Source organism: Ktedonobacter sp. SOSP1-52 (genome assembly GCF_016587395.1).
The window spans coordinates 967,740-988,389 of sequence record NZ_BNJH01000005.1 but is presented as its reverse complement, the minus strand read 5'-3'; the positions used below and the strand labels follow the sequence as shown (position 1 = coordinate 988,389).

The following is a 20,650-nucleotide window of genomic DNA, read 5'->3' as shown; positions in this document are numbered from 1 at the left end:
CCATTCTACGGCTCAGATGCAATCACGACGAGACCCCTTATCCCTCCCCTCCACGCACCTCAGCAGAGTACACAAAGAGAAAAAGAACCTTGCTCTTTGTTGATTGTCGAATATAACTTCGTTTTTTTGACTCATTTAGGCTCTGGGACACTTTCGGTGTGCCCGTCGCGTAATTTTGTGCTAGAATAGCATCAGTTCTCATCATTTAAGTCATCTGGAGGCATTCCCATCGATCTCTCCCCTGTTTTTGCATTTCCTTCAATGGCGCGTCTTGAGACTATCGAGGTCCAGAATCAGACCATCATTGTCCATCTTCATGCCATCTCGGCAAGTGCACTTTGCCCACGGTGTGGGGACGCTAGGCTCTCGGGTTCATAGCCGCTATGTACGTACCATTGCCGATGTCGCCTTTGGTGGGCGATGCCTTGTGCTCAAGTTACAGGTGCGCAAGTGGATCTGTCGCGAGACATCCTGTCCCCAACACGTCTTTGCTGAGCGCTTTCCAGAGTTGGTCCAGCGCTACGCACGGATGACGGATCGGCTCGTCAAGGCCCTTCAGGCACTAGGAGTGACCACCAATGGAGCCGATGCAGCGCGGATCGCCTCGTCCCTTGGCATGCCCACCACTGCCAAAACCATCATTCGTCGTGTCTTGCAGCTTCCCTTACCCAGCGAAGGCAAGGTAGTAAAGGTGGGAATAGACGAGTGGGCGTGGAAGAAAGGTCGGCGCTATGGAACCATTCTCGTGGACCTGCAAAAGCGACGGGTGGTGCAGTTGTTAGCAGAGCGTTCGGAAGAAACAAGTACAGCCTGGTTGCGTACACACCCTGAAATTGACCTGGTCTCACGAGATCGTGGCAAAATCTTTCGCGAAGCTGCTACGAACGGCGCTCCACAGGCCAGCCAAGTCGTTGATCGTTTTCACTTACAGGTGCGCCGTCTAACGTAGTGCGGTATGGCCGAACATCGGCCTAGAATTGAAGAGGGATTCTAGAGGTCACCGGGTCTACCTGGCGTGGAAACACAAAGGGGAAAAGAGCATATCCGGAAAGCGGCGACGGACGAAAGCGTGTAGTACGACGCGCCGCAAGACCTGTGAGCATGGTGAAAGGTAAACACCCTGAAGCCTAGTTGCCAGTGGCGCAATGGAACGCCAACCGCAGCACGCTTGAAGCGGTTCCTCCGTCTATCTTGGTAATTCTGTAGGACTGAGATACTCTTCGACGGGAAAGGGCGTTGAGCAATGAGCTCAATGAAGGCAGCGAACAGGACACCTACACTCACTAGAGACGTATCGCACGAACGGAATTCGGGATGGCCCTCCCTGCGCGAGCAGAAGGGCCACGGAACGGTGGTAGTACTCGTCGGAGTCACGTCCGACCAAGGCGTTGAGGAAAGCTCAATACAGGGGGAAGCACCGTAGGGAAACGCATGTTGGCGCGTGATGCGCCAGGAAACATGCGAGAGTATGCGGGAAACTGGAGAGCCGTGTGCATTTAACGGTGCAAGCACGGTTCGGAGCAGGGGGTGCGACACGAAGCTGTATGAATAGCTGTGAGATTTGAATGAACAAGATCTCACCTGGGGTTCTGCCCCCAGTACCCTACCAAGACATGCGGTTGGAGTAATCCGGCGGTGTGAAGCTCTTGGGACAATGGATGCCTCGCTTGCAAAAGCGGTAGTGAACCCGCGAGGAGTTCACTACGACTGCTAGCATCAAAGCGGTCGGGAACTAGGGTTGGATCGTATGGTTAACAGATGTGAACTGCCCAAAACGTCGTCACCGAAAACAAGCCAAAGATGCTGACAGGCTTGAGCCAAAAGGCAGTGTGGATCGGTCCAGGGTGTGCCCCTTTACCCTGGCGCAGACGCTGTATCCACCGGCGCAGAGGCAGAACCTACTCGATCCGGGTATGCATACGGAACGTGGTAAACCCGTAGTCCTCCCGAAAGGGACAGCCAACCGCAAGGACGGCCTATGGGAATGCGGGCAAAGGAAAACGGAGAAAGCGAAAGCCGCCTGTAATGAGGTGGATAGGGATGACGTCGAGAGACAACATGATCCCGCGCGAAAGCGAGCAGACTTCCGTTTGGTCTTTCTTGACGAGAAAACTTGACGAACAGACACAGGAGGCAAAGCAGATGACAGCGAACATGTTTGCTGGTGCAGCTTCCCACAGCGAGATGAAATGGCACCAGATCAATTGGTCAGCCGCTCACCGCAATGTGCGTCGGCTCCAAGCGCGTATCGTCAAGGCAACACAGGAAGGCAAACGGGGCAAGGTGAAAGCCCTGCAACGCTTGTTAACCCACTCGTTCAGTGGCAAAGCGCTTGCTGTCAGACGAGTGACGGAAAACCAAGGCAAGAACACCCCTGGAGTAGACAAAGACATCTGGAATACTCCAGAAAAGAAGGCAAAAGCCATACAATCGCTCAAGCAACGAGGCTATCATCCTCAACCGCTGAAGCGGGTGTATATTCCAAAAGCAACAACCAACTGAGACCCCTCTCCATTCCGTGTATGTCGGATAGGGCCATGCAAGTGCTCTACTTGTTGGCGCTCAGTCCTATTGCCGAAACAACAGGAGATCGGAACTCATATGGGTTCCGACCAGAGAGGTCCACAGCCGATGCCATCGAACAGTGCTTCACTGTGCTGAGCCACAAGTATTCAGCACAGTGGGTGCTCGAAGGAGACATCAAGGCGTGCTTTGACGGAGGGCGTCCGTTCGGGTGCCAGATGACCAGGCTGTGAACAGCCTACGGACAGGATGAAGCTGCCCGTTCCTAACCTCTCCCGCCCTGTCGATCTCACTCGGCAGGGGGCGCAGATGACGAAGCAGATAAGCGCTGTGCGTACCGGTTAGCCCGGAGAGGGACATGCGGCGCATGTGCGGGAAGTCGTCGTACCAAGAGGCATGTGCTGCGAGGAGAGCTGACTATGGTAAGCAGGTCGAATCTGCGAAGGATAGAGCCACTAAAATAGCACACCCGGCTCAGGACGACTGAAGGGCCGATGAGATCAGACGAACAGGCTACTCGTTGGTCGTAGCTGTTCCCTCGCTCTGCGAGTGCTGTAGAGGCTTCATCATCACCAAAGCAGGAATGATCTCAGCGTAGCAAAGGCTACGCATGTGGTTGTCCTACCTACAATCAGTGGGTAAAGTGATCTGGCGCTACCGGAGAACCATATGCCGCTCACTCCTTCAAAGGTTGTTTTTTTTGAAGGATAGGTGGTGAGGACACCGAAGAGGACATATGGGGCGGAACCGCCGTAGTACTCTGAGCGCGGGAGAGCCGCGAACACGGGGAAGGGCGGTAGCGTTGACGGTGTTTTAGTACCAAAAGACGAGGGAACTAGACCCTTGAACAACGTCAAACAGGAACAAACACACCTTGCGAAACTTGCTGCAAGCGATCCAGACAAACGCTTTCGCAGACTCTATCGACTCATCTGTCAACCGGAATGGCTCATGAAAGCTCTCGATGCCATCCGTGCCAACAAAGGCTTTAACACCCCAGGCCCGGATGGAATACGGGGGGAAGATCTCGACCGGAACCAGATTGAGCAACTCGCTGAGAAATTACGCAATGGAACGTATCAACCGACTCCAGTGAGGCGAATATACATCCCCAAGCGTACCGGGAAGTTGCGTCCTCTCGGACTCCCCTCGGCTGAAGATAAAGTCGTGCAGAGCGCTATTAAGCTCGTTCTCGAACCCATTTACGAATGTGTCTTCCGAGACTGTTCTCATGGGTTCCGACCAGAGCGAAGTTGCCAGACGGCTCTTCGTGCCTACCTGCGAAGTGGGACCCCGACCTGGACGATCGAAGGGGATTTGAAAAGCTACTTCGACATGATGGATCATGGAGTCCTCCTGACCCTCCTTCGCAAGAAGATCGCCGACGAACGTCTTCTCGATCTCATCCACAAATTTTTGAAAGCAGGATACCTGGAAAACTGGCATTGGCACGAAACGTGGAGTGGAGCCCCTCAAGGTTCAGTGCTCTCACCATTGCTGTCCAATGTGATGCTCCACGAATTCGACCAGTATATGGAAGAAACGTGGGGAACCAATCGGCCCTCAGAGCGAGGACATGCCGCCAAAAATCCTGCCTACAACCGGGTGAATCTGAAGATTAACCGCCTCAGTCATCGCATCGCACGAGAGACCGATCAAGAAAAACGAGCAACGATGCTTCGACAACTTCACTGCCTGCAAGAGGAGCGGAAACGAATCCCCAGCAGGAAGCCAGCCAAGCGGCTGACGTTCATTCGGTATGCCGATGACTGGGTAATTTTGCTGTATGAGCACTCCAAAGACGAAGCCAGAGCCGTGAAAGCACAGATTGCCGAGTGGCTCAAGACCACGCTCAAGCTCACGTTAAGCCCAGAGAAAACGCTGATTACTCACTGGACGGACAGGGTGAGCTTTCTGGGTTTTGAACTGCGAGGGATCAAATCTCATGACAATGGAGCCAGACGTGCCCCCAGACTCATCATTCCTCATGACACCGAGGAACGAGTCAAGCACACAGTCGCGAAACTGACCCGTCAAAACTTCATCGACCCAGGGGATATGATCGACTCCGTCAACCTTGTCTTGAAGGGGTGGATGAACTACTATTGCTACGCCACCAATCCCCATCGTGTCATTGCCAGAGTTCTGCACCACGCCTTCTGGTGCCTCGTTCGCTATCTGAACAAGCGAAAGAAGCAACGAGGAGCAAAGAAAGTGATGCGGCACTACTACGGGACGGTCAAAGGCAAGAAAACGCTGGTCTACACCTCGCCGCTCACAGGACGACAAATCTCGCTGGTTCGCTCAACCGGTCGGAAATCGCTCTACAAGCTCAAATGCGATCAGGTTGATGTGGACACACGAAAGCATCCTTGGATGAATTACTCAGCCTCGGTTGGTCGAAGTCCCTGGCAACGAGCGGAAATCAAAGCGGACCAACAAGGACGGTGTGCTCAATGCAGAGCAACCATCACAGAAGTTCACCATCGAAATGCCCTCAGCAAGAAAGTCAATGCGAGTCAGTCTGGATATGCAGCAACCAAAGTGGGATTGTGCCATACTTGTCATCTGGCACGAACTCATCAACAGCAACAAAGTAAGAGTCAACAGGGAAAGCTGAGTACTCCGAAAGGGGTCCGCTCAGTTTGAGGGAGCACGGTGGAGAAACCTACTCATGAAAGTGGGCCAGGCGCTCCACCTTGACTCCACGTCAGCCATTCATGGCTAGAGGCTCACAGAGCATCCAACCACTTGAAGCCAGGATGATAGACCCGGTTGACTGCGAGCAGAAGCGTGAGGATTCTCTTTTGGGCCAAGCAATAGGAGTCATAGAGCACCAGCAGATCGCCCCGCTCGGCCAAGACTGAACGTTGCCAAGCAGGTGTGAAAAGGAGCCAGTCTCGGATGACAGCGGCGCGCAGTGCATCAGGATAAGGAAGAGCATGATCGCGCCAGTTCGTAAGTTGTGCCTCCCCAAAGAGAGGGAGGGCATGAAGAATGGCAGAAATCGGGTATTGCTTGAGAATATCAGGGTCAGCATGGTCTACCACATCTCGGAGGATCTGCTCTATCGAGGAAACCGTCATATGACACACATCTAGTTCCATACCTCTCATGAGACAGGTATCCTCCCAGACCTGTTTTCTTGGATCGTAGGGACGCAAGGTTCTCACTTTCCCTCCTGCGGCTTCGAGAAGGAGACGACGTTCCGCATCCGAGGGGGGCTCATTCCAACAAATACCGAGTTCAATATCGGAGAACCAATCAGCTCAGTCGCGGGAAACAGACCCTCCGACAAAGGCGGCCTCCACCTTGGGGTGCGTTGCATACGGCGGAGCGAGTCCTTGGACAAAGTCATAGCGCCACTGGCTCGCTTCATGCATCTTCATGGTGACCTCTCTTCTCCGAACAGGAGAACTCTCTGCTATTTCGGCCGATTCCAGGGATAGGCCTCTGGCTCCTCAGGCAACTGAATATCCTCCTGTACCAGCTCGGTATGTTTGTTATACCCGCGTGGAATATTGGGCTCTTGATGATGCTGGTCGACGTCAGCCTGATGCTCCTTCAACACCACGCCGATGAGGTCCTTGCGACCACCTGCCAGGGCTTTCACTAAGCTGACATTGAGAAACCACCGTCGTCTGGGTTCGTTGGCGCGATTCCACTGCATAATGGCAGAGATCGCGCGGCGCAGACGTTCCTTGGTCGCCCCTTCCTGCCGATAGCGCGAAAGCTGAGACGTGGGCATGGCGGCAAAGTGTGGCCCCTCCTGTTTCATCTTCTCCGCTTCATGCAGGAGCCAGGAGGTCACCACGGGTCGCAGATCGGTCACCTGCTGGCTGAGCAGATAGGCACGAATCTCTTGCAACTGCTGAGCAGAAACATCGAGGGCCTCAATCGTCCAGGCAAGAGGTTCCGTTGGCTGAGGCAGTGGGGTCGCCGCTTTCGTAGCCGCTTCATAGGCTGTGTTGCAAGAAGTAAGCTGATCTGCTAAAGTGAAGCGAAAAAAGCAAATGAGGACCCCATGACCGAGCAGAATCCGTTCAAATGGCGTCATTTCCAGGCCGAGATTATTCTCCTGTGCGTGCGCTGGTACTTACGATACTCGCTCAGCTATCGCGATCTGGAAGAGATGATGGTCGAACGCAGACTCTGCGTCGATCACACCACCATCTATCGCTGGGTGCAGCACTATGCCCCGGAGCTGGAAAAGCGTTGTCAGCCTCATTTGAGGCATAAAAGCTGCTGCTATATGCCATCAAAGAGTGCTTGCACATGCGCTCGCCATTGGGAAATCTCACTTCGAGAAGAAATCGTCTGCTCAAGCACCCTCACTCTCCTTCTAATACACATAGGCAATATAGCGTCTCACCATGCTCTCAAGCAAGCGTGTTGCATCAAGCCATCCCCAATCATTCCATTTGTGCATGACTTGATGAGAAACATGGTACGTTTTTAGCTTCCTGAAACTGACACATGCACCAGACTGAAAACGGGGCCAGCGAGATGATAGCAAAGCGAAAGGTGTGTTTACGAACCGCAGTATGGATGGCTCTATTCCATGAGAAAGTCCCTTTCGCTTTCCCACATTTCCTAGAAGCCGAGCTGCTGCTTGACCAGGACAATCGTGATACGACCGGCCTCGTGCTCCGCATTGACGATCAGCAGTTTATTGATGGCGCTGGGCTGGCCATATATCTGCTGGGCTCGCGCACTCTCTAAGGGAAGGCAATGTTCGCGGATACGACGAAGTCCATCTTCCAGCGTGGGCACGAGCTTTTGTGTACTAACTACCCAGATCGCCCTGCTTGCACCATATGCAGCGGAACCTAACTGGCTTCCAGTGCCTGATGCAATAAGCACCTCGCCCTGTTCGGTGATCGCGTGGATGCTACCCACCAGGATATCGGGGGTCGCGACCAATTTGCGCCTCTCGTCGCGCTGGGCTACGTAATCAAGCAGAGATAACCGAGCGCGCACCGCTTGAAAGCGGTTTGCGTGTTCGATCTGCTCTGTCAGGCCAATCGCCTCAAAGGTGCGTGAGGGCGAATCATAAACCTCTGCGCCATCGGGGATCAGGTCGAGCACATACTTGCTTGCTTCTTCGCCAGTCTCAAAGACGACAGTTTGTATGCCGTGCGCTTGTAGCGCCTGGACAGTCTTCTCGATCTGCGATTCTGATGCCAGTTGCGTGAATTCGGAATGTGATAAATTGGTAGCCATTGAGATTGTTCTCACTTTCTTGTCTTTTGTACATCTTGAGATGAATCTGGTGGAAGGTTATGGATGTCCGGCCCTCTTGTTGCTGCAAAAAACGTTCAGCAACAGAAGAAAGTCTGGCATCTGTCCAGATTCACCTCCAAATGTCTATTCACTAGGTGCGAGTTTTCACGTGAACTGCGGGAACGCTAGTTCATCCTGTGATGTCCCTTCATTTCGGCGAAGACGTGGGATCGTTCTGCGCTTGAGCTTTCGCGTCCGCTGCCTGGGGCGCAGAGCCGGCAAGCGGCGTGGTGTCGAGGTATCTGACCTCGAAGACGCGCTCGGCGAACTTCCAGCCGCCCTCGGTACGTTGGTAGCGGTCGTGAAACACGGCGTAGTTCAGATACGAGCTGCCGTCGCGCAGGCGGATGAGTTCTGAGACATAGGCCCGGCCAACTGCGGTATCGCCCTGAAGTTGGATCGTGCCGGGGTGTGTGGTTTGCACGAAGTAGTCCCACTGGCCCTTCAGTCGCTCGCTCCCGGCGCGGATCTGTTCTCGGCCCACTTGTTCGATGTTGACATCGGGAATTCGATACACGCCGTCCTCAGTGAACAGCGGCGCGAGGCGATAGTAGTCGTACATCATACCTGCGTCGGTGAACTCACTGCTAGCGCCTCGATCTCGAAGCGATCAACAATGCTCTCTAAATTGCTCATTGCTTTCCTTACTTGTCTAGGTAGTTCACGCGTTATTACATCGCGGCATCATGCGCCGACCATTCTGGGCACGCTCTCTCATGTTCTTGCAAGCTTTTACCGAAAAATCCCAGGGAATGGCTATGGTTTGAGGTCGAGCACCGCTTTGCCCGTTGCCATATCGACAGGTACCGAAGCCTGCATATGTACGATCAGCCATTTGTCATCGATCTTTTGGAAGCAGGCAGTCCAACGCAACCAGTTACCAATCTTCTGCCCATTGGGCATGGTTGCGGTTAGCCGGTTGAAGCTATGGGCGAATGCCACGTTATCGCCCACTGTGATAGACAGGTCAACAATTTCATAGTTGATTGGGCCTGGAATCGACGAGATCCCATCTCCCCAATGTTTCCTGTATGCATCTGCTCCCACGTATTGCAACGGGGGCACGATGTCGAACGACACCAGTTCGGGTGCGTACATGGCCATCACCCCATCGAGATCCTTCGCGCGAATCGCCTCGACTCCACCCTCGATGACCCTTTTGATTTCGGCTTCATCGTTTTTCTTGTTGTCTTCAACTGTCATAGTTTCCTCCAAAAACGTCACCTGTAAAGAAGTGCATCTTTTGATCAATAGAATACCTGCCAAGAAACTGCTTGTTTGCGACCCAAATGCGCACCATCCCTTATGTTGAAATTTGGTGCGGCGCGCAGAACATATGCCCCTGGTTTCTGGCGGAAGGCGCATACCCTTCAAGAGCGTTGTGCGGCCTCCTCGTCACCCTCCGCCTGGTTCGTTTCGAGTGAGAGCAGTACCAGACTCATCCAGATGAGCTGTAAGAGCACTCCATAGAGCGCGGCCTGATCCGGCAGCGTCCCTACAAGCAGTGTGGTGCCTCCCTCCTGCTGCTCGATGCGTAATCCTGCAAAGCGGTCTTGCCACCCAGAATCAAGGTGCCCCTGGATGTGAATGCGGTAGTGCATCGGTCTTCTCCTTCAATTGCAGTAGAGTGCTCTGATCATGAGGAAAGTATAGATGGGGTATGCCCTCCAACACAGTCCTCAAAAGTGGAAGAAAAGGAGTAGTTTTGCAAGGCAGGAAGGCGACCTGCTGGGAAGAAAGAGACACTAGAGAAGCGAGTAGGCTCGCGCCAGGGCTACCGTCTGCGTACGGCTGCTCGCTCCCAGCTTGCTAAGCAGATTACTGACATGCTTCTTGACGGTATCCAGAGAAATCACCAGGGCCTGGGCGATGTCCTGATTGGAAGCTCCGGTTGCCAGCAAGCGCAGGACTTCCTGTTCGCGCCGGGTTAATGAAATCTCTGGCATAGAGGAAGTAACCGATAGCTGTCGAGCCAAGGAAAGCGCAGGCTCGGATGGGTTCGCCCCCTCGAGCGATCTGCTCGCACCTGATGGCTCCTGCCCGAAGGCAACGAGCAGCTTGGTGATGGAGGCTCTGGTCGCAGTAGTCACCTCGTCCTTCCCGACATATGTGGAGAGCAGTGCCTGAAGCGCCTCCTTCATGAGCTCGCCCTCAGCCAGGTACACGCGCAGGTAGCCCTCTGGCTCTGTGAGAGCAAAGAGGCGCTCAGCGATCTCGCGGATCTGCTCGTGCTGTCCAGTTTGGTGCAGCGCTACCAGCAACTGAGACAGGTATGTCATAGTGATCCTGACATTGGTCGGTCGATCCAGGTGTCCGCTCCAACGTTCCAGCAAATCCAACGCCTCCCGAAAGCGCCGCTGAGCGAAATACACGCGGATCACAGTTGGGAAGGCATCATACAGCCTCCGATCCCATGGCCCCTCTGAAAAATGGACTCCACTCACCCAGTCAGATGCCTCCTTGAGCTGTCCTTGCGCCAGCCACCACTGCGCTCGCGCGATGGGGAACCAGCCGGAGAATACTGCCGAACGCTCGCGTTGCGTCCACCGCTCCAGTTCATGCAGTGCGAACTCAGCCTCCGACCATACGCCTCTCGCAAGTGCAACGCTGACACCCTCGAAGTAGCCTTCCGCGAGCACATCCAGGTGCAGCAATCTAGTGGCATCCTGAACAACCGTAGCCAGCAAGCCGCGTGCTTCTTCCAGGCGATTCCATTGATAGTACACCCGTGCCAGCACGACTTCGAAGTAGCCTTTGAGCAGAGCATAGCCTGTGGTTTGCCCGATCAGATCAAGACCCTCCCGGCTCTCCTCGTATGCCAGGTGCAGTTGTCCCGCCTCCAACGCCGCCATTGCCACCCATTGCCCAACCTTGCAGGTTGCATACGACCAGTTCGCCTGATTTTTTGCAGAGAGCAGCCGCGGCACCAGGCTTGCGCCCTCTTGCCGGACTACGTGGTGAAGGAGGAAGCTACAGGCGAGCGGCACGAGCTGCCAGATCACCTCCTCCTCGCGCTCAAGCGCCTCCTCGATCTCCTGCTCCATGCTCCTCAGGTGCTCATCATCCCCGTGGACCACGGCTTCCCAAAAGGTCAGATGGATCTGGAGCAGGCGCAAGCGCCGCCACAGGATGTCTTTGTCAGGCCGGGCTTCTTGACCTCTAGGAAGAGGGAGGACGCCTTCTCCTGTGGCCGAGATCTCCTGATCGATCACATCACCAGGCAGCCGCAGAAGCGTTTGCACCCGTGCCATGAGCCGCCGAGCCTCCTGAGAGATTCTGTTACGCCGTTCCCGGCTGGTCTGAGTCACTGTAGAGAGCAGATAGAGTGCTATCGTGAGCAAAAGGTATGCGTGCTCACGTGCCGTCTGCTCTGGCAGTATCAGTGCCCAATGAGCCATCGCCTCTATCTCTCCACACAGCCAGAACTCCTCGACCACCTGCTCCATGAGATTGGCTGCCATAGAGGCGTCAGCCCCCTGGAGAGCGTGACTCATTGCTTCGTGAACATCACCTTCTGCCTCATAAAAGGCGGCGGCCCGGCGGTGCAAAAGCGGCACCTTCTCTGGCTGGCGAGTATGCAGAACTGAGAGTAGCGCTTCCCGGAAGAGGTCGTGCAGGCGATAGTTGTGGCGCTCCTCATCCAGAGGCACGACAAAAAGGTTGGCTCGCTCCAGGAAGATGAGCATCTGTTGGCTGGCTGCTCTTGTGGGGGCAGCGGTGATGGCATGACACGCAGCGGCTGACATTTGCGAGAGGAGAGCGCTGTAAAGTAGAAAGTCGCGTACGTTCTCAGGCAGACGGGCTAGAATCTCTTCCTGTACATAATCCAGGAGATATCTCTGGTTGCCGGTCAATGCCTCAAGATAGGCCGCGCGATCTTCGCGTTTCTGAAGGGTGAGCGCGGCCAGCTGCAAGCCAACGATCCAGCCCTCGGTCCGGCTCACCAGCTTGCGCACCTCTCCGGCTTCGAGCGGAGGGGAGAGTAACTGGCCTAGATACTGGCTCGCCTCTCCCTCTTCAAAGCGCAGCTCGTCTGCACGGATCTCTGTCAGGTGTCCGAGCACCCGAAGCCGCGCCAGGGCCAGATCTGGGTCCACGCGGCTGGAGAGGATCAGATGGACATATTCAGGAAGATGTTCAAGGAAGAAGCATATGCCCTCGTGGATAGCTGGCTCGTCGATCACCTGATAATTGTCCACAATCACTACGATGGGGGCAGTTTGCCCCTCACCGTTTTCTAGTTCCTGGAGCAACACCGTGAGTATGGTGGAAAGCGGTGGCGACTGGGGGGATTGCAGCAGCGCCATCGAGCTTGCTCCAAAGTTTGGGGAGAAGCTGGGGCAACGGCGCAGGGCAGCGATCAGCGTAGTCCAGAAGCGAGTCGGCGTCGTGTCCAGGTCATCCAGCGAGAGCCAGGCCACCTGTGCCTCTTTTTGCCGGTGCGCCCAGGCGGCAAGCAAGGTGGTTTTTCCAAAGCCTGCTGGGGCGCAGACGAGCGAGAGCCTGGTGGCAAGCACCGCATCGAGGGTGGCCAGCAAGCGCTCTCGCTTCACCAGAGAGGTTGGCAGACGGGGGATAGCGAGTTTGCTAGAGAGGATTAACCCAGATGGCAGCATACCAGGTTCAGGGGAGAAAGAGGATGGCTCAAGCTGACTCATCAATACGTTCGCCTCTTGCTCCAAGCGGGCGATGGTGACCTGGTCCGAATGTCCCAGGTAGCGTTTTCTGGCCTGCCTTCCCTGCTTGCGATAGGCGTACCAATAGCTCCCTCCACGAGGCCGAGCTTCTTTGAGGACCGAGAGCCTCCCGGCTTGCCCCACAAAAGCAAAGGATGTGTGTGTTTCTAACCAGCGCGAGAAGGTCGCTTCATCGTCTTTGCGAAACCAGTGAACGGCGTGTTCTTGGGTTTGGAATACATACTGCTTATGCTCCTGTGACCAGATGAGCATAGAGCGCGATGGTTTAGGCATAACATTCTTTCTCTCATGTTGGGGATCGAGGAGAAGTTCCCCAACATGATCTGCTTTCTTACATCTACATGACTGTCAGAATTACCATGAATTTGTTACATTGATGTTTATCTCCGTCCGGCTTCAGCGGGAAACCTCGTTTTTGGGAGCTAAACATCGAAGCAATCTTGCCCTACATTCCAATGACGGAACACAATCCAGGAATGTGACCAGTATATGAAGTTGATAGCTCAGAGAGGCAAACCAGAGTAACGCCTTCTAACTTAAAGTGTCAAACCCAGCATTCAATAGCTCCTTAAAGAGGCAAGTGGCATCTAAGGAGTCGTGGTCTGTGATTTGCGTCGGGTGATGGAGCGGAACAGACTTCGTCATGGGATAGCCGAAGAAGCGGTAATATAGATTATGGGGATTGACATCTACTAGGTTTGCTCTTTTTTAGCATGGTGATATAGTAGAAGCTCGTCACAGGATTGAAGAAAGTTTGGCAGTTTTTTGCAAAGCAGATGGTGTTCTATTCCACGATAATGCGTTGGTTGTTCTTAGCCTGAAAACGTTGAGCGAAGGTGATGAGGCTAAGGCTCAGTCCTTTTTCACTTGAGACCTTCCAGTCAAGCGGGAGAATTTCAGTCTCAATCAGTGGATACTATGTATGGAAGAAGCGCCCAATGAGCAAACATCAATACGAAGATAATGAGTTAGCAGTACAGACCCAACCAGCCTACACGGCCAACCGAGAGGTATATGGGGAGCCCGCGCTTGCACGTTGAACTACGCGAGCAAGGGATCAGCTGCTTACGTCGGCGAGTGGCACGCTTGATGCGAGAGATGGTGCTCTCACCCCATCGGCCACGTCATCGAACACGTACTACACACAATGATCCAGCAACACAAGTCGCGGCCAATGCGTTGAATCGCCAGTTCACGGCGAGCCGTCCCAATGAAAAGTGGACGGATGTTATTAAGGTCATTTGGACGACAAAGGGATGGCTCTATCTGGCAACAGTACTGGACGTGTTTTCACGCAGAGTAATAGGATGGGCGATGGCAGCACGCCAAGATGAGCAACTGGTGGAGAAGGCACTGCGCATGGCATTGCTACAGCGCCGCCCTCAGGCCAGCTTCTTACACCACAGTGATTGTGGTTCTCAATACACGGGCCAGCACTATCAAGGCCTGTTGGCTCAATGTGGCATCAGCGTGAGTATATCACGGAAGGGAATTTGTTATGACAACGCGGTGAGCGAAGCGTTCTTTGGGACCCTCAAACGAGAATGTGTGGATCACGCACACTTTCAGATACGTTCTCAGGCCAGGCAGGCCATCTTTGAGTACACAGAAGTCTTCTGCAATCGGATTCGACGGGACTCATCACTGGGTTACAAGAGTCCCGTTGTCTATGAAACACTGATGGGGTAATTCGCATCTTTTGAGTCTCTACAAAAGTGGTTCAAGCGCAGCTCTTGGCTTGTAAGAGGCGGCACGCCTCTTTTACAAGTGTTGTGCTGCCTCCTCGCTACCTTTTGCCTAACTCGTTTCAAGAGAGACAAGAGAAAGCAGCACCACACCCAGCCGGATGAACTGTAAGAGCACTCCATAGAGCGCTGACTGATCCGGAAGTGTTCCTGAGAACAGGGTAGTACCCACCTCCTGCTGCTCGATGCGTAATCCCGCAAAACTGTCTTGCAATCCAGAAGCAAGGTGCCCCTGAATGTGAATGCGGTAGTACATCGATCTCCTCCTCTGTTCTATGGTAGTGTTTTCCTCTACTGAGCATCTCAATGAGAAGACAAGTGTGCGCCCTAAAACGTGACCGCTCTTCTCATTGAGATCATAAGCAACCCTGTTATGCTTGACCACCGAATATACTGGCTGCGATACGTGCAATCTCTTCGGAGGGAACATCTCGTAGATGTTGCGCGAGGTTCCAACGATAGCCAAACGGATCAAGGATTTGCCCATGCAGGTCGCCCCAGAATTGTTCTTGCAATGGCTGTAAGATCACAGCCCCCGCATCTATTGCGCGTTGCCAGAGCGCTTCGACCTTCTTTGTTGTGAGGTGGAGAACAACTGGCGTTCCCCCGATTGCTAAGGGTGAGAAAATACCCGCATCGAGAAACTCATCAGCCAGCATCACCGCTGAGTTTCCAAACCACAACTCAATTTGCATAAACTTACCACCCGGAACAGGAACTCGCCCCCGTTCTTCGGCCCCCAGGACCTCTTTATACCATTCAGCGGCTTTCCCTGCGTCTCGTACAACGATATGGGGTGTGAGGGTGTCTATCCCTTCGGTAGTGGCTTGTATCTCTGCTTGTGTCACAATCATGCTCCTTTCTGCTTCAAGACGCGCAATGCCTCATTCTGCGCGTGTGAATGTCATACGCCCGTCAACAAATCTCTTTATAAGCGCCCATCAACGAGTTGCCCCTTATCTCCATAGATCCAAGGTGCGGTGGCATTGATAAAATTGGTAGGGAAACCAGGGTCAAAATCCGTGGCAGTATCCAGCTGAGTCATCAGTTCGGGGGGAATTTCAACTGTGAGCGCCCCTAGATTCTCTACCAACTGCTCATGTCTGCGTGCTCCAAGAATAGGGTGAATGGCCCGTGAACGGCTGCGTATCCAGGAAATAGCTACTTGAGCGGGGGTAACGCCAAGCTGATATGCCACATCTTGAACCACACGGACAACGGTATGGTCACGTTCGCTGATCGCAGTGGGTGCTAAACGTGTTCTCCCTTCAACGCCTCCAGCGCGCGTAAATTTCCCTGAAAGCACGCCATCGGCGAGCGGTCCCCAGGTGGCGACACTCATTCCACATGCCTCAGCCATAGGCAATAACTCGCGCTCGATGTCGCGTTTGAGGAGGTGATAGGGAACCTGCAAAGCAACAAGCGGACTCCAACCGCGCCATTCGGCAAGTGTGTTGGCACGTGAGACAATCCAGGCTGGCGCGTCCGAGATACCCACGTAGAGGATTTTTCCTGCTCGTACAGCATCATCAAGAGCACGCAGAGTTTCCTCAATGGGAGTATGATGATCCCAAATATGCACCCAGTAGAGATCAATGTAGTCGGTACGTAAGCGCTTCAAGCTGGTCTCAAGGGAGAGCATAAGATTCTTGCGGTGATTGCCAGCGGCATTAGGATCTTCACGGTCGCGTGTCACTGTGTATTTACTTGCAAGCACAAAGCGATCTCTGCGTCCTTCGAGTAGCTCTCCAACAAAGCGCTCGCTGTCGCCGTTTCTATAATTGATGGCTGTATCAATTACATTGCCGCCAGCCTCAGCGTAAGTGTTGAGCATCCGGCGGGATTCCTCTAGTGAGGCGCCCGGCCCTGATTCCTCGCCAAAGGTCATCGCGCCAAGAAAGACTTCTGAGACGCGCAAACCACTTGTTCCTAAAAGTCGGTATCTCATTACAATGGTTTCCTTCTTCTCTCTGCTTCTCGTCATGCACCAGGAATATGCTCTGCTAAGCAGTGAACCGTAAGATGTTCACTTTTGTTCTTGCTTATGCAGAGTATAGAGAAAAGCTGTGTGCTCGTTGGTAGCCGAAAGAATACCTCTTGAGGTGTAAATGTCCCAAAGGTTGGGGGTGGAAGTATAATAATCCTGAAGAAGTAGAGCAGGAGAAGGGATGCCGATGTTAATTGTGCTAGAGGAGCCTGGAATCGCGAGCACGAGCGATGGCCTGTATGCGATTCTCAGCTCCTAGTTTATTCAATATATTCGTGACATGCTTCTTCACCGTTGCCAATGCAATGACAAGCTCATTAGCAATATCCTGGTTGGTGGCTCCCTGTGCCAGTAGATGTAACACCTCTTGTTCGCGAGCGGTGAGAGTGGCAAGAGATGACCTGGAAAATGAGCTAGGAGGCTGGCCCGCAAGGATGTGCTGACCATTCATCTGTTGCTCGAAGGCCACCAGGAGGGTCTTGAGAGCATCGAGAGAAATCTGGGGGTGTTGCTGCTTCAGTGGCACCTTAACGTCATGCAAAATTTTCTGAAGCACCTGTTGCATAGGGGCACCTATATCCAGATAGACACGGAGGTAGTCTGCTGGCTCGGCCAATTGGAGCAGATGGAGTGCGCGCTCTTGTGCTCGCGCAAACTCGCCGGAAGTCTGCCACACGAGGACTTGTAGCGCCAGGATATGTATCACGTTCCATGTATCCTGGTTTCGCTCCACATGGAGAAGCAATGAAGTCAGCAGTTCGTGAGCGTCGTTATCTCTCCCTGTCGCTAAATAGACCTGTATGAGAGGCAGCATGAAATGTTCAATGGACGCCGGATCGGTGTAGAATGCGCGGCTCTGTGGATCAAGGTCGCAGTAAGCCACCCAGCGTTTTGCCGCGTCTAGCTTGCCTTCAGAAAGCCAGAGGCGGGTCTGAGCGAACCCTAAGCACACACGATGCCACCTCCACGACCCCTGTCGGCTGAGAAGTTCCGCCTCCATAAGCGCCTTTGCAGCCTCTGCCTGTTTCCCCTCGGCAATGAGAAGCGGGATAAGCTGACAATAGCCCACAATTTGTAATTCTATATGTTGCCAGGTCTGAGCAAACTGTAATGCAGTCTCCAGGTGGCTTTGAGCCTCCACAAGTTGATTCCGTGTCCAATGAAATCGAGCCAGATGCAGATGAACATACCCAAACATCGATCTCGCCTTTCCCACCTGCTGCAAGCGTTGCAACGCATCCAGGTTGATGTGATAAGCTAGATGCAGTTGCCCATTTTGATGATATGCTCGACTGAGCAGGTACATGCACCAGGCCACTTCATAGCCATGCTTTTCTTGCTCTGCCTGCTGCTGCAATTTGGAATAGAGAGGAATGAAAGTCGTTTGATTGGTCTGAAAAAGAGATAAGGCAGAGACCGGGAACATTTGCCACACAACAGCATCTTCTCTGACAAGCTCCAACATCCTGACAATAAGCTCTTGCATTTGAGCGAGCTTTCCCTGGACATATATCTCTCTGCTGGCGAGCCAGCTATGCAGGAATGCGAGGCGATTATGGAGCAAGCTATCTTCCTCTGGCGAGAGAATCACGTCTTGACGCTCTAAAAGTGTTTCAATGCGCTCAGTAATCTGCTCTGCTCTGCTAGCAGCCTGATGCCATTGTTCATCTGAAGCATAGTAGGCCAGAAAAAAAAGATGTAGGACTGATGTGAGCGCGAGATTGGCATGAGCAAGTAGTATTTCGTCGGGCAATTGCGTAATCCAGGTATATAATGTGGTTCCTTTCCCATTGAGCCACATTTGCGCAGAAGACTGCTCCATCAAAGTCGCGGCAAAGGTGTAATCGCTTCCCGTAAGTGCATGAACAATCGCCGTATATATATCTCCCTGTTGGGTGTACCATCGTGCCGCACGCTGATGTAAGGTAGGTACAAAATCGGGGTAGAGAGCTTGCAAGCGTGCCTGAAGCACATCTCGAAAGAGGCTATGGAAACGATACCAACGCTGTTCCTCATCAAGAGAGGTGAGGAAGAGATTGGTTTTCTCCAACGCCGTGAGCATGTGCTGGCAAGCGAGTTCGGTAGTGCCTCCAAGGACATGTTGACAGAGCGAAGCATGCAAGCGAGCAAGGATAGCTGTCTTCACGAGAAAATCTTGTACTTCCGGAGGCTGGTGCTGCAGAATTTCTTCTTGCATATACTCCAAAATAAAGCGTTGGTTGCCGTTGAACTGTTGGATAAACGTCGCGCGATCACTCCGTGTACGCATAGCGAGTGCCGCCAGTTGTAAACCAGCAATCCAGCCTTCAGAACGTTGTTCGAGTACATCGACCTCCGCATCCGTCAGAGGAAGGCACGTTGTTTGAGCGAGAAAATGCTCGGTCTCGGTTCGGGTAAAGCGTAAGTCCTGATCTCGTATCTCGATCATCTGTCCTCGTGCGCGCAAACGCGTCAGATGCAGCGGCGGGTCACTGCGCCCCGCCAGAATCACATGGAGATTTGGTGGAAGGTGCTCTAGCAAGAACTGAAGTGAGTCAATGATAGCGGGATCGTCGATGACGTGATAGTCATCTAGCACCAACACAATCTTCTCCCGACTGATCGTCAGATCGTTAATCAGTGATGTCAGGATAACGAGCAAGTCTGGTGGCTGAGGAGAGTAGAGCATGGTCAACGCCGTTTCTCCTGGTTCTGGCTGACGCTGTGAGGCGACGCCAGAATGCACACGTAGGGCCGCGATGATATAGGCCCAAAAATGGGCCGGGTCATTATCCCGTTCATCTAGCGAAAGCCATGCGAAGCGAGAAAATGGCAATGGAATATGGGCCACCCATGCCGAAAGTAATGTCGTTTTGCCAGATCCGGCAGAGGCTGAGAGGAGCGTGAGCGGATGTGTCCTGGCTTGTTCCAGGTAGTTGAAGAGACGCGCACGCATGACGAGCGTAGAAGGCAAACGAGGTGGTACAAGCTTCGGCAAAAGCAAGACGTCAGGGAACGGCGTAGGAGCCGAGAAAAAGGGGGGCGAAACTGAAGTGTTTGCTGTTTGAGCTTTGCTCTCAGTTGCCATGAGAGAGTATGTGTCCTGGTGGCAAAGCGTGGTGCCCGTTTCTTCTAAATGGGCCAGCGTCAGTGCTCTGGTGGTGCCAAGATAGCGTTTCTGTTTGTGGTGATTTCGATAGGCATAGGCATACCAGTATCCATCACCACGCGAGCGGGCTTCTTTCAGGAGAGAAAGATGGCCGTGTTGCCCTCGAAAAGCAAAACTGGTCTGGGGTTTCAACCAGTTCTGCCATGCTTGCTCATCATCTACGCGAAATCGCTGTTGCAGTGTGCCATTCAGAAGAAGCTCATAGACGCGGTCTTGGGGAGACCAGGCCAGCACATACGAAGAATGCTTTGGCTGCATGCAGGTGTCCTTTTTGTTTGTATTCCCCCAACACCCCCAACAGGAGGAAGTATAACAGAGTCACCAGGAGCATACAAGCCGCATGTCGTTCTGCGCGAAGATACGCCCTGATTGGTAAAAGAAGTAGGGGAGCGCATGCATCTTAATTATTTCAATAATTCTGCCGTGAGCATTGGAGAGAGAAGCCTAACATGAGACAATGGTGAACGCGATTTCCCGCTCGCGCTTTGTGAGCAGTAAAAGACCCTTCGACACCAATATACGAGTGCTTCTCGAACTGCCCCTAGAGCGATTAGGTGTAGCATTCAGGAAGGAGCTTCAATTGTTGCCACTGTTCACGATCATGCCCGTGAACGATCAAGGTCACACGCTCTCTTTCGGCAAGAGCAATCAGCTTGCGTGTACTGGCTCGCACCTCTTCTTCATCCATGTCAAACGGGGTCAGAGGACGGGTGTCTGGGTCCAGGCAACCGGCGGACGGAATAGCGTCAATGGCGAGCAGAACTGGCCCTTTTTGTGGTAAGCGCACGAGGACCGACTGGTGTCCTGGGGAATGCCCGCTGGTTTCAATCAGTTCGATTCCCGGCAGCAACGTCGTATCTCCATCGACCAATTGATACCGCAGTTCTGGAGCATCCCACTGAGAACGAAGCGCTTCCTGACGTACAATGGTTCCTTCTTTCGCCACAAGATACTGGCGGCGCTGTACTACGATGTGTGCCCTGGAAAACGCTGTCAGATTGCCTGCATGGTCAGGATCAAAGTGTGAGCTGATCAGAAGATGGATGTCGTGGGGAGCCAGTCCTACCCTGGCAAGCTGGTTTACCACGTCTTCTGCTTCGCCCATACGCGCGAATGGTTGCCCGTGAAACGAGTGAGTTTCAATGAAATGACGGGAAATGCCAGTATCCACCAAAATATTGAGACCGTCATCAGTCTGGACAAGATAGCCGGTGATGGGAAGATGAAAGGGAACGATCCAGCCAAGTTTCATGCAATACAGTTTCAT

At 53.3% G+C, this 20,650-nt stretch carries 16 protein-coding genes and 2 pseudogenes; 6 read left to right on the top strand and 12 right to left on the bottom strand.

Translation table 11 applies throughout. From position 1 onward, the window contains the following. The first annotated feature begins 304 nt into the window (after positions 1 to 304). From JMJ16_RS44830 to ltrA, 4 genes and pseudogenes are all read left to right on the top strand, one after another. Positions 305 to 949 (top strand): ISL3 family transposase, encoded by a 645-nt coding sequence (locus JMJ16_RS44830; RefSeq protein WP_236601980.1) that lies wholly within the window; start codon positions 305 to 307, stop codon positions 947 to 949. Between the two features lie 811 nt (positions 950 to 1,760). Then, a complete protein-coding gene (locus tag JMJ16_RS44825) occupies positions 1,761 to 2,117 on the top strand; it encodes a hypothetical protein (RefSeq protein ID WP_201380739.1) in 357 nt (118 codons plus the stop codon). A 25-nt stretch (positions 2,118 to 2,142) separates the two neighbouring features. Continuing rightward, positions 2,143 to 2,717 (top strand): annotated as a pseudogene (locus JMJ16_RS57595) (reverse transcriptase N-terminal domain-containing protein); the annotation flags it as partial. A gap of 649 nt (positions 2,718 to 3,366) precedes the next feature. Beyond that, entirely contained in the window at positions 3,367 to 5,172 is a 1,806-nt protein-coding gene (ltrA, locus tag JMJ16_RS44815; protein ID WP_201388598.1) for a group II intron reverse transcriptase/maturase, read from the top strand. 83 nt (positions 5,173 to 5,255) lie between these two features. Here the strand turns inward: ltrA and JMJ16_RS44810 are convergent, their stop codons facing one another. Together JMJ16_RS44810 and JMJ16_RS44805 are read right to left on the bottom strand one after the other, a co-directional pair. Beyond that, complete coding sequence (locus JMJ16_RS44810; RefSeq protein ID WP_201392187.1) at positions 5,256 to 5,639, bottom strand: DUF4037 domain-containing protein; 384 nt, start codon at positions 5,637 to 5,639, stop codon at positions 5,256 to 5,258. A 308-nt stretch (positions 5,640 to 5,947) separates the two neighbouring features. Then, positions 5,948 to 6,580 carry a hypothetical protein gene (locus JMJ16_RS44805; RefSeq protein ID WP_201392185.1) on the bottom strand — a complete coding sequence of 211 codons (633 nt, stop codon included), beginning with the start codon at positions 6,578 to 6,580 and terminating at the stop codon, positions 5,948 to 5,950. Between JMJ16_RS44805 and JMJ16_RS44800 the strand changes: the two are divergent. Continuing rightward, a pseudogene (locus JMJ16_RS44800) lies at positions 6,548 to 6,755 on the top strand (IS6 family transposase); the annotation flags it as partial. The gene JMJ16_RS44805 and the pseudogene JMJ16_RS44800 sit on opposite strands and share 33 nt — an antisense overlap. Before the next feature lie 361 nt (positions 6,756 to 7,116). Here the strand turns inward: JMJ16_RS44800 and JMJ16_RS44795 are convergent. The 5 genes from JMJ16_RS44795 to JMJ16_RS56455 all read right to left on the bottom strand — a co-directional run bounded on the left by JMJ16_RS44795 (position 7,117) and on the right by JMJ16_RS56455 (position 12,776). After that, entirely contained in the window at positions 7,117 to 7,746 is a 630-nt protein-coding gene (locus JMJ16_RS44795) for an LUD domain-containing protein (protein ID WP_201392183.1), read from the bottom strand. 208 nt (positions 7,747 to 7,954) lie between these two features. Continuing rightward, on the bottom strand, positions 7,955 to 8,371 hold the full coding sequence (locus JMJ16_RS44790; RefSeq protein ID WP_201392181.1) for a nuclear transport factor 2 family protein: 417 nt from the start codon (positions 8,369 to 8,371) through the stop codon (positions 7,955 to 7,957). A 191-nt stretch (positions 8,372 to 8,562) separates the two neighbouring features. Beyond that, complete coding sequence (locus JMJ16_RS44785) at positions 8,563 to 9,009, bottom strand: nuclear transport factor 2 family protein (RefSeq protein WP_201392179.1); 447 nt, start codon at positions 9,007 to 9,009, stop codon at positions 8,563 to 8,565. 167 nt (positions 9,010 to 9,176) lie between these two features. Continuing rightward, entirely contained in the window at positions 9,177 to 9,407 is a 231-nt protein-coding gene (locus JMJ16_RS44780) for a hypothetical protein (RefSeq protein ID WP_201392177.1), read from the bottom strand. A gap of 144 nt (positions 9,408 to 9,551) precedes the next feature. Continuing rightward, positions 9,552 to 12,776, bottom strand: coding sequence for a LuxR C-terminal-related transcriptional regulator (locus JMJ16_RS56455; protein WP_305068377.1), 3,225 nt, complete (start codon positions 12,774 to 12,776; stop codon positions 9,552 to 9,554). A gap of 756 nt (positions 12,777 to 13,532) precedes the next feature. Here JMJ16_RS56455 and JMJ16_RS44770 point away from each other — a divergent pair. Continuing rightward, complete coding sequence (locus tag JMJ16_RS44770) at positions 13,533 to 14,192, top strand: IS3 family transposase (RefSeq protein WP_201392175.1); 660 nt, start codon at positions 13,533 to 13,535, stop codon at positions 14,190 to 14,192. A 108-nt stretch (positions 14,193 to 14,300) separates the two neighbouring features. On the opposite strand, the gene JMJ16_RS44765 is transcribed toward JMJ16_RS44770, so the two are convergent. From JMJ16_RS44765 to JMJ16_RS44745, 5 genes are all read right to left on the bottom strand, one after another. Further along, positions 14,301 to 14,504 (bottom strand): hypothetical protein, encoded by a 204-nt coding sequence (locus JMJ16_RS44765; RefSeq protein WP_201392173.1) that lies wholly within the window; start codon positions 14,502 to 14,504, stop codon positions 14,301 to 14,303. 115 nt (positions 14,505 to 14,619) lie between these two features. Continuing rightward, positions 14,620 to 15,096 (bottom strand): VOC family protein, encoded by a 477-nt coding sequence (locus tag JMJ16_RS44760; RefSeq protein WP_201392171.1) that lies wholly within the window; start codon positions 15,094 to 15,096, stop codon positions 14,620 to 14,622. 80 nt (positions 15,097 to 15,176) lie between these two features. Beyond that, positions 15,177 to 16,196 carry an aldo/keto reductase gene (locus JMJ16_RS44755; protein WP_201392169.1) on the bottom strand — a complete coding sequence of 340 codons (1,020 nt, stop codon included), beginning with the start codon at positions 16,194 to 16,196 and terminating at the stop codon, positions 15,177 to 15,179. Positions 16,197 to 16,434: 238 nt separating this feature from the next. Further along, a complete protein-coding gene (locus JMJ16_RS44750; protein WP_201392168.1) occupies positions 16,435 to 19,641 on the bottom strand; it encodes a LuxR C-terminal-related transcriptional regulator in 3,207 nt (1,068 codons plus the stop codon). 292 nt (positions 19,642 to 19,933) lie between these two features. Beyond that, on the bottom strand, positions 19,934 to 20,650 hold the full coding sequence (locus JMJ16_RS44745) for an N-acyl homoserine lactonase family protein (protein WP_236601977.1): 717 nt from the start codon (positions 20,648 to 20,650) through the stop codon (positions 19,934 to 19,936).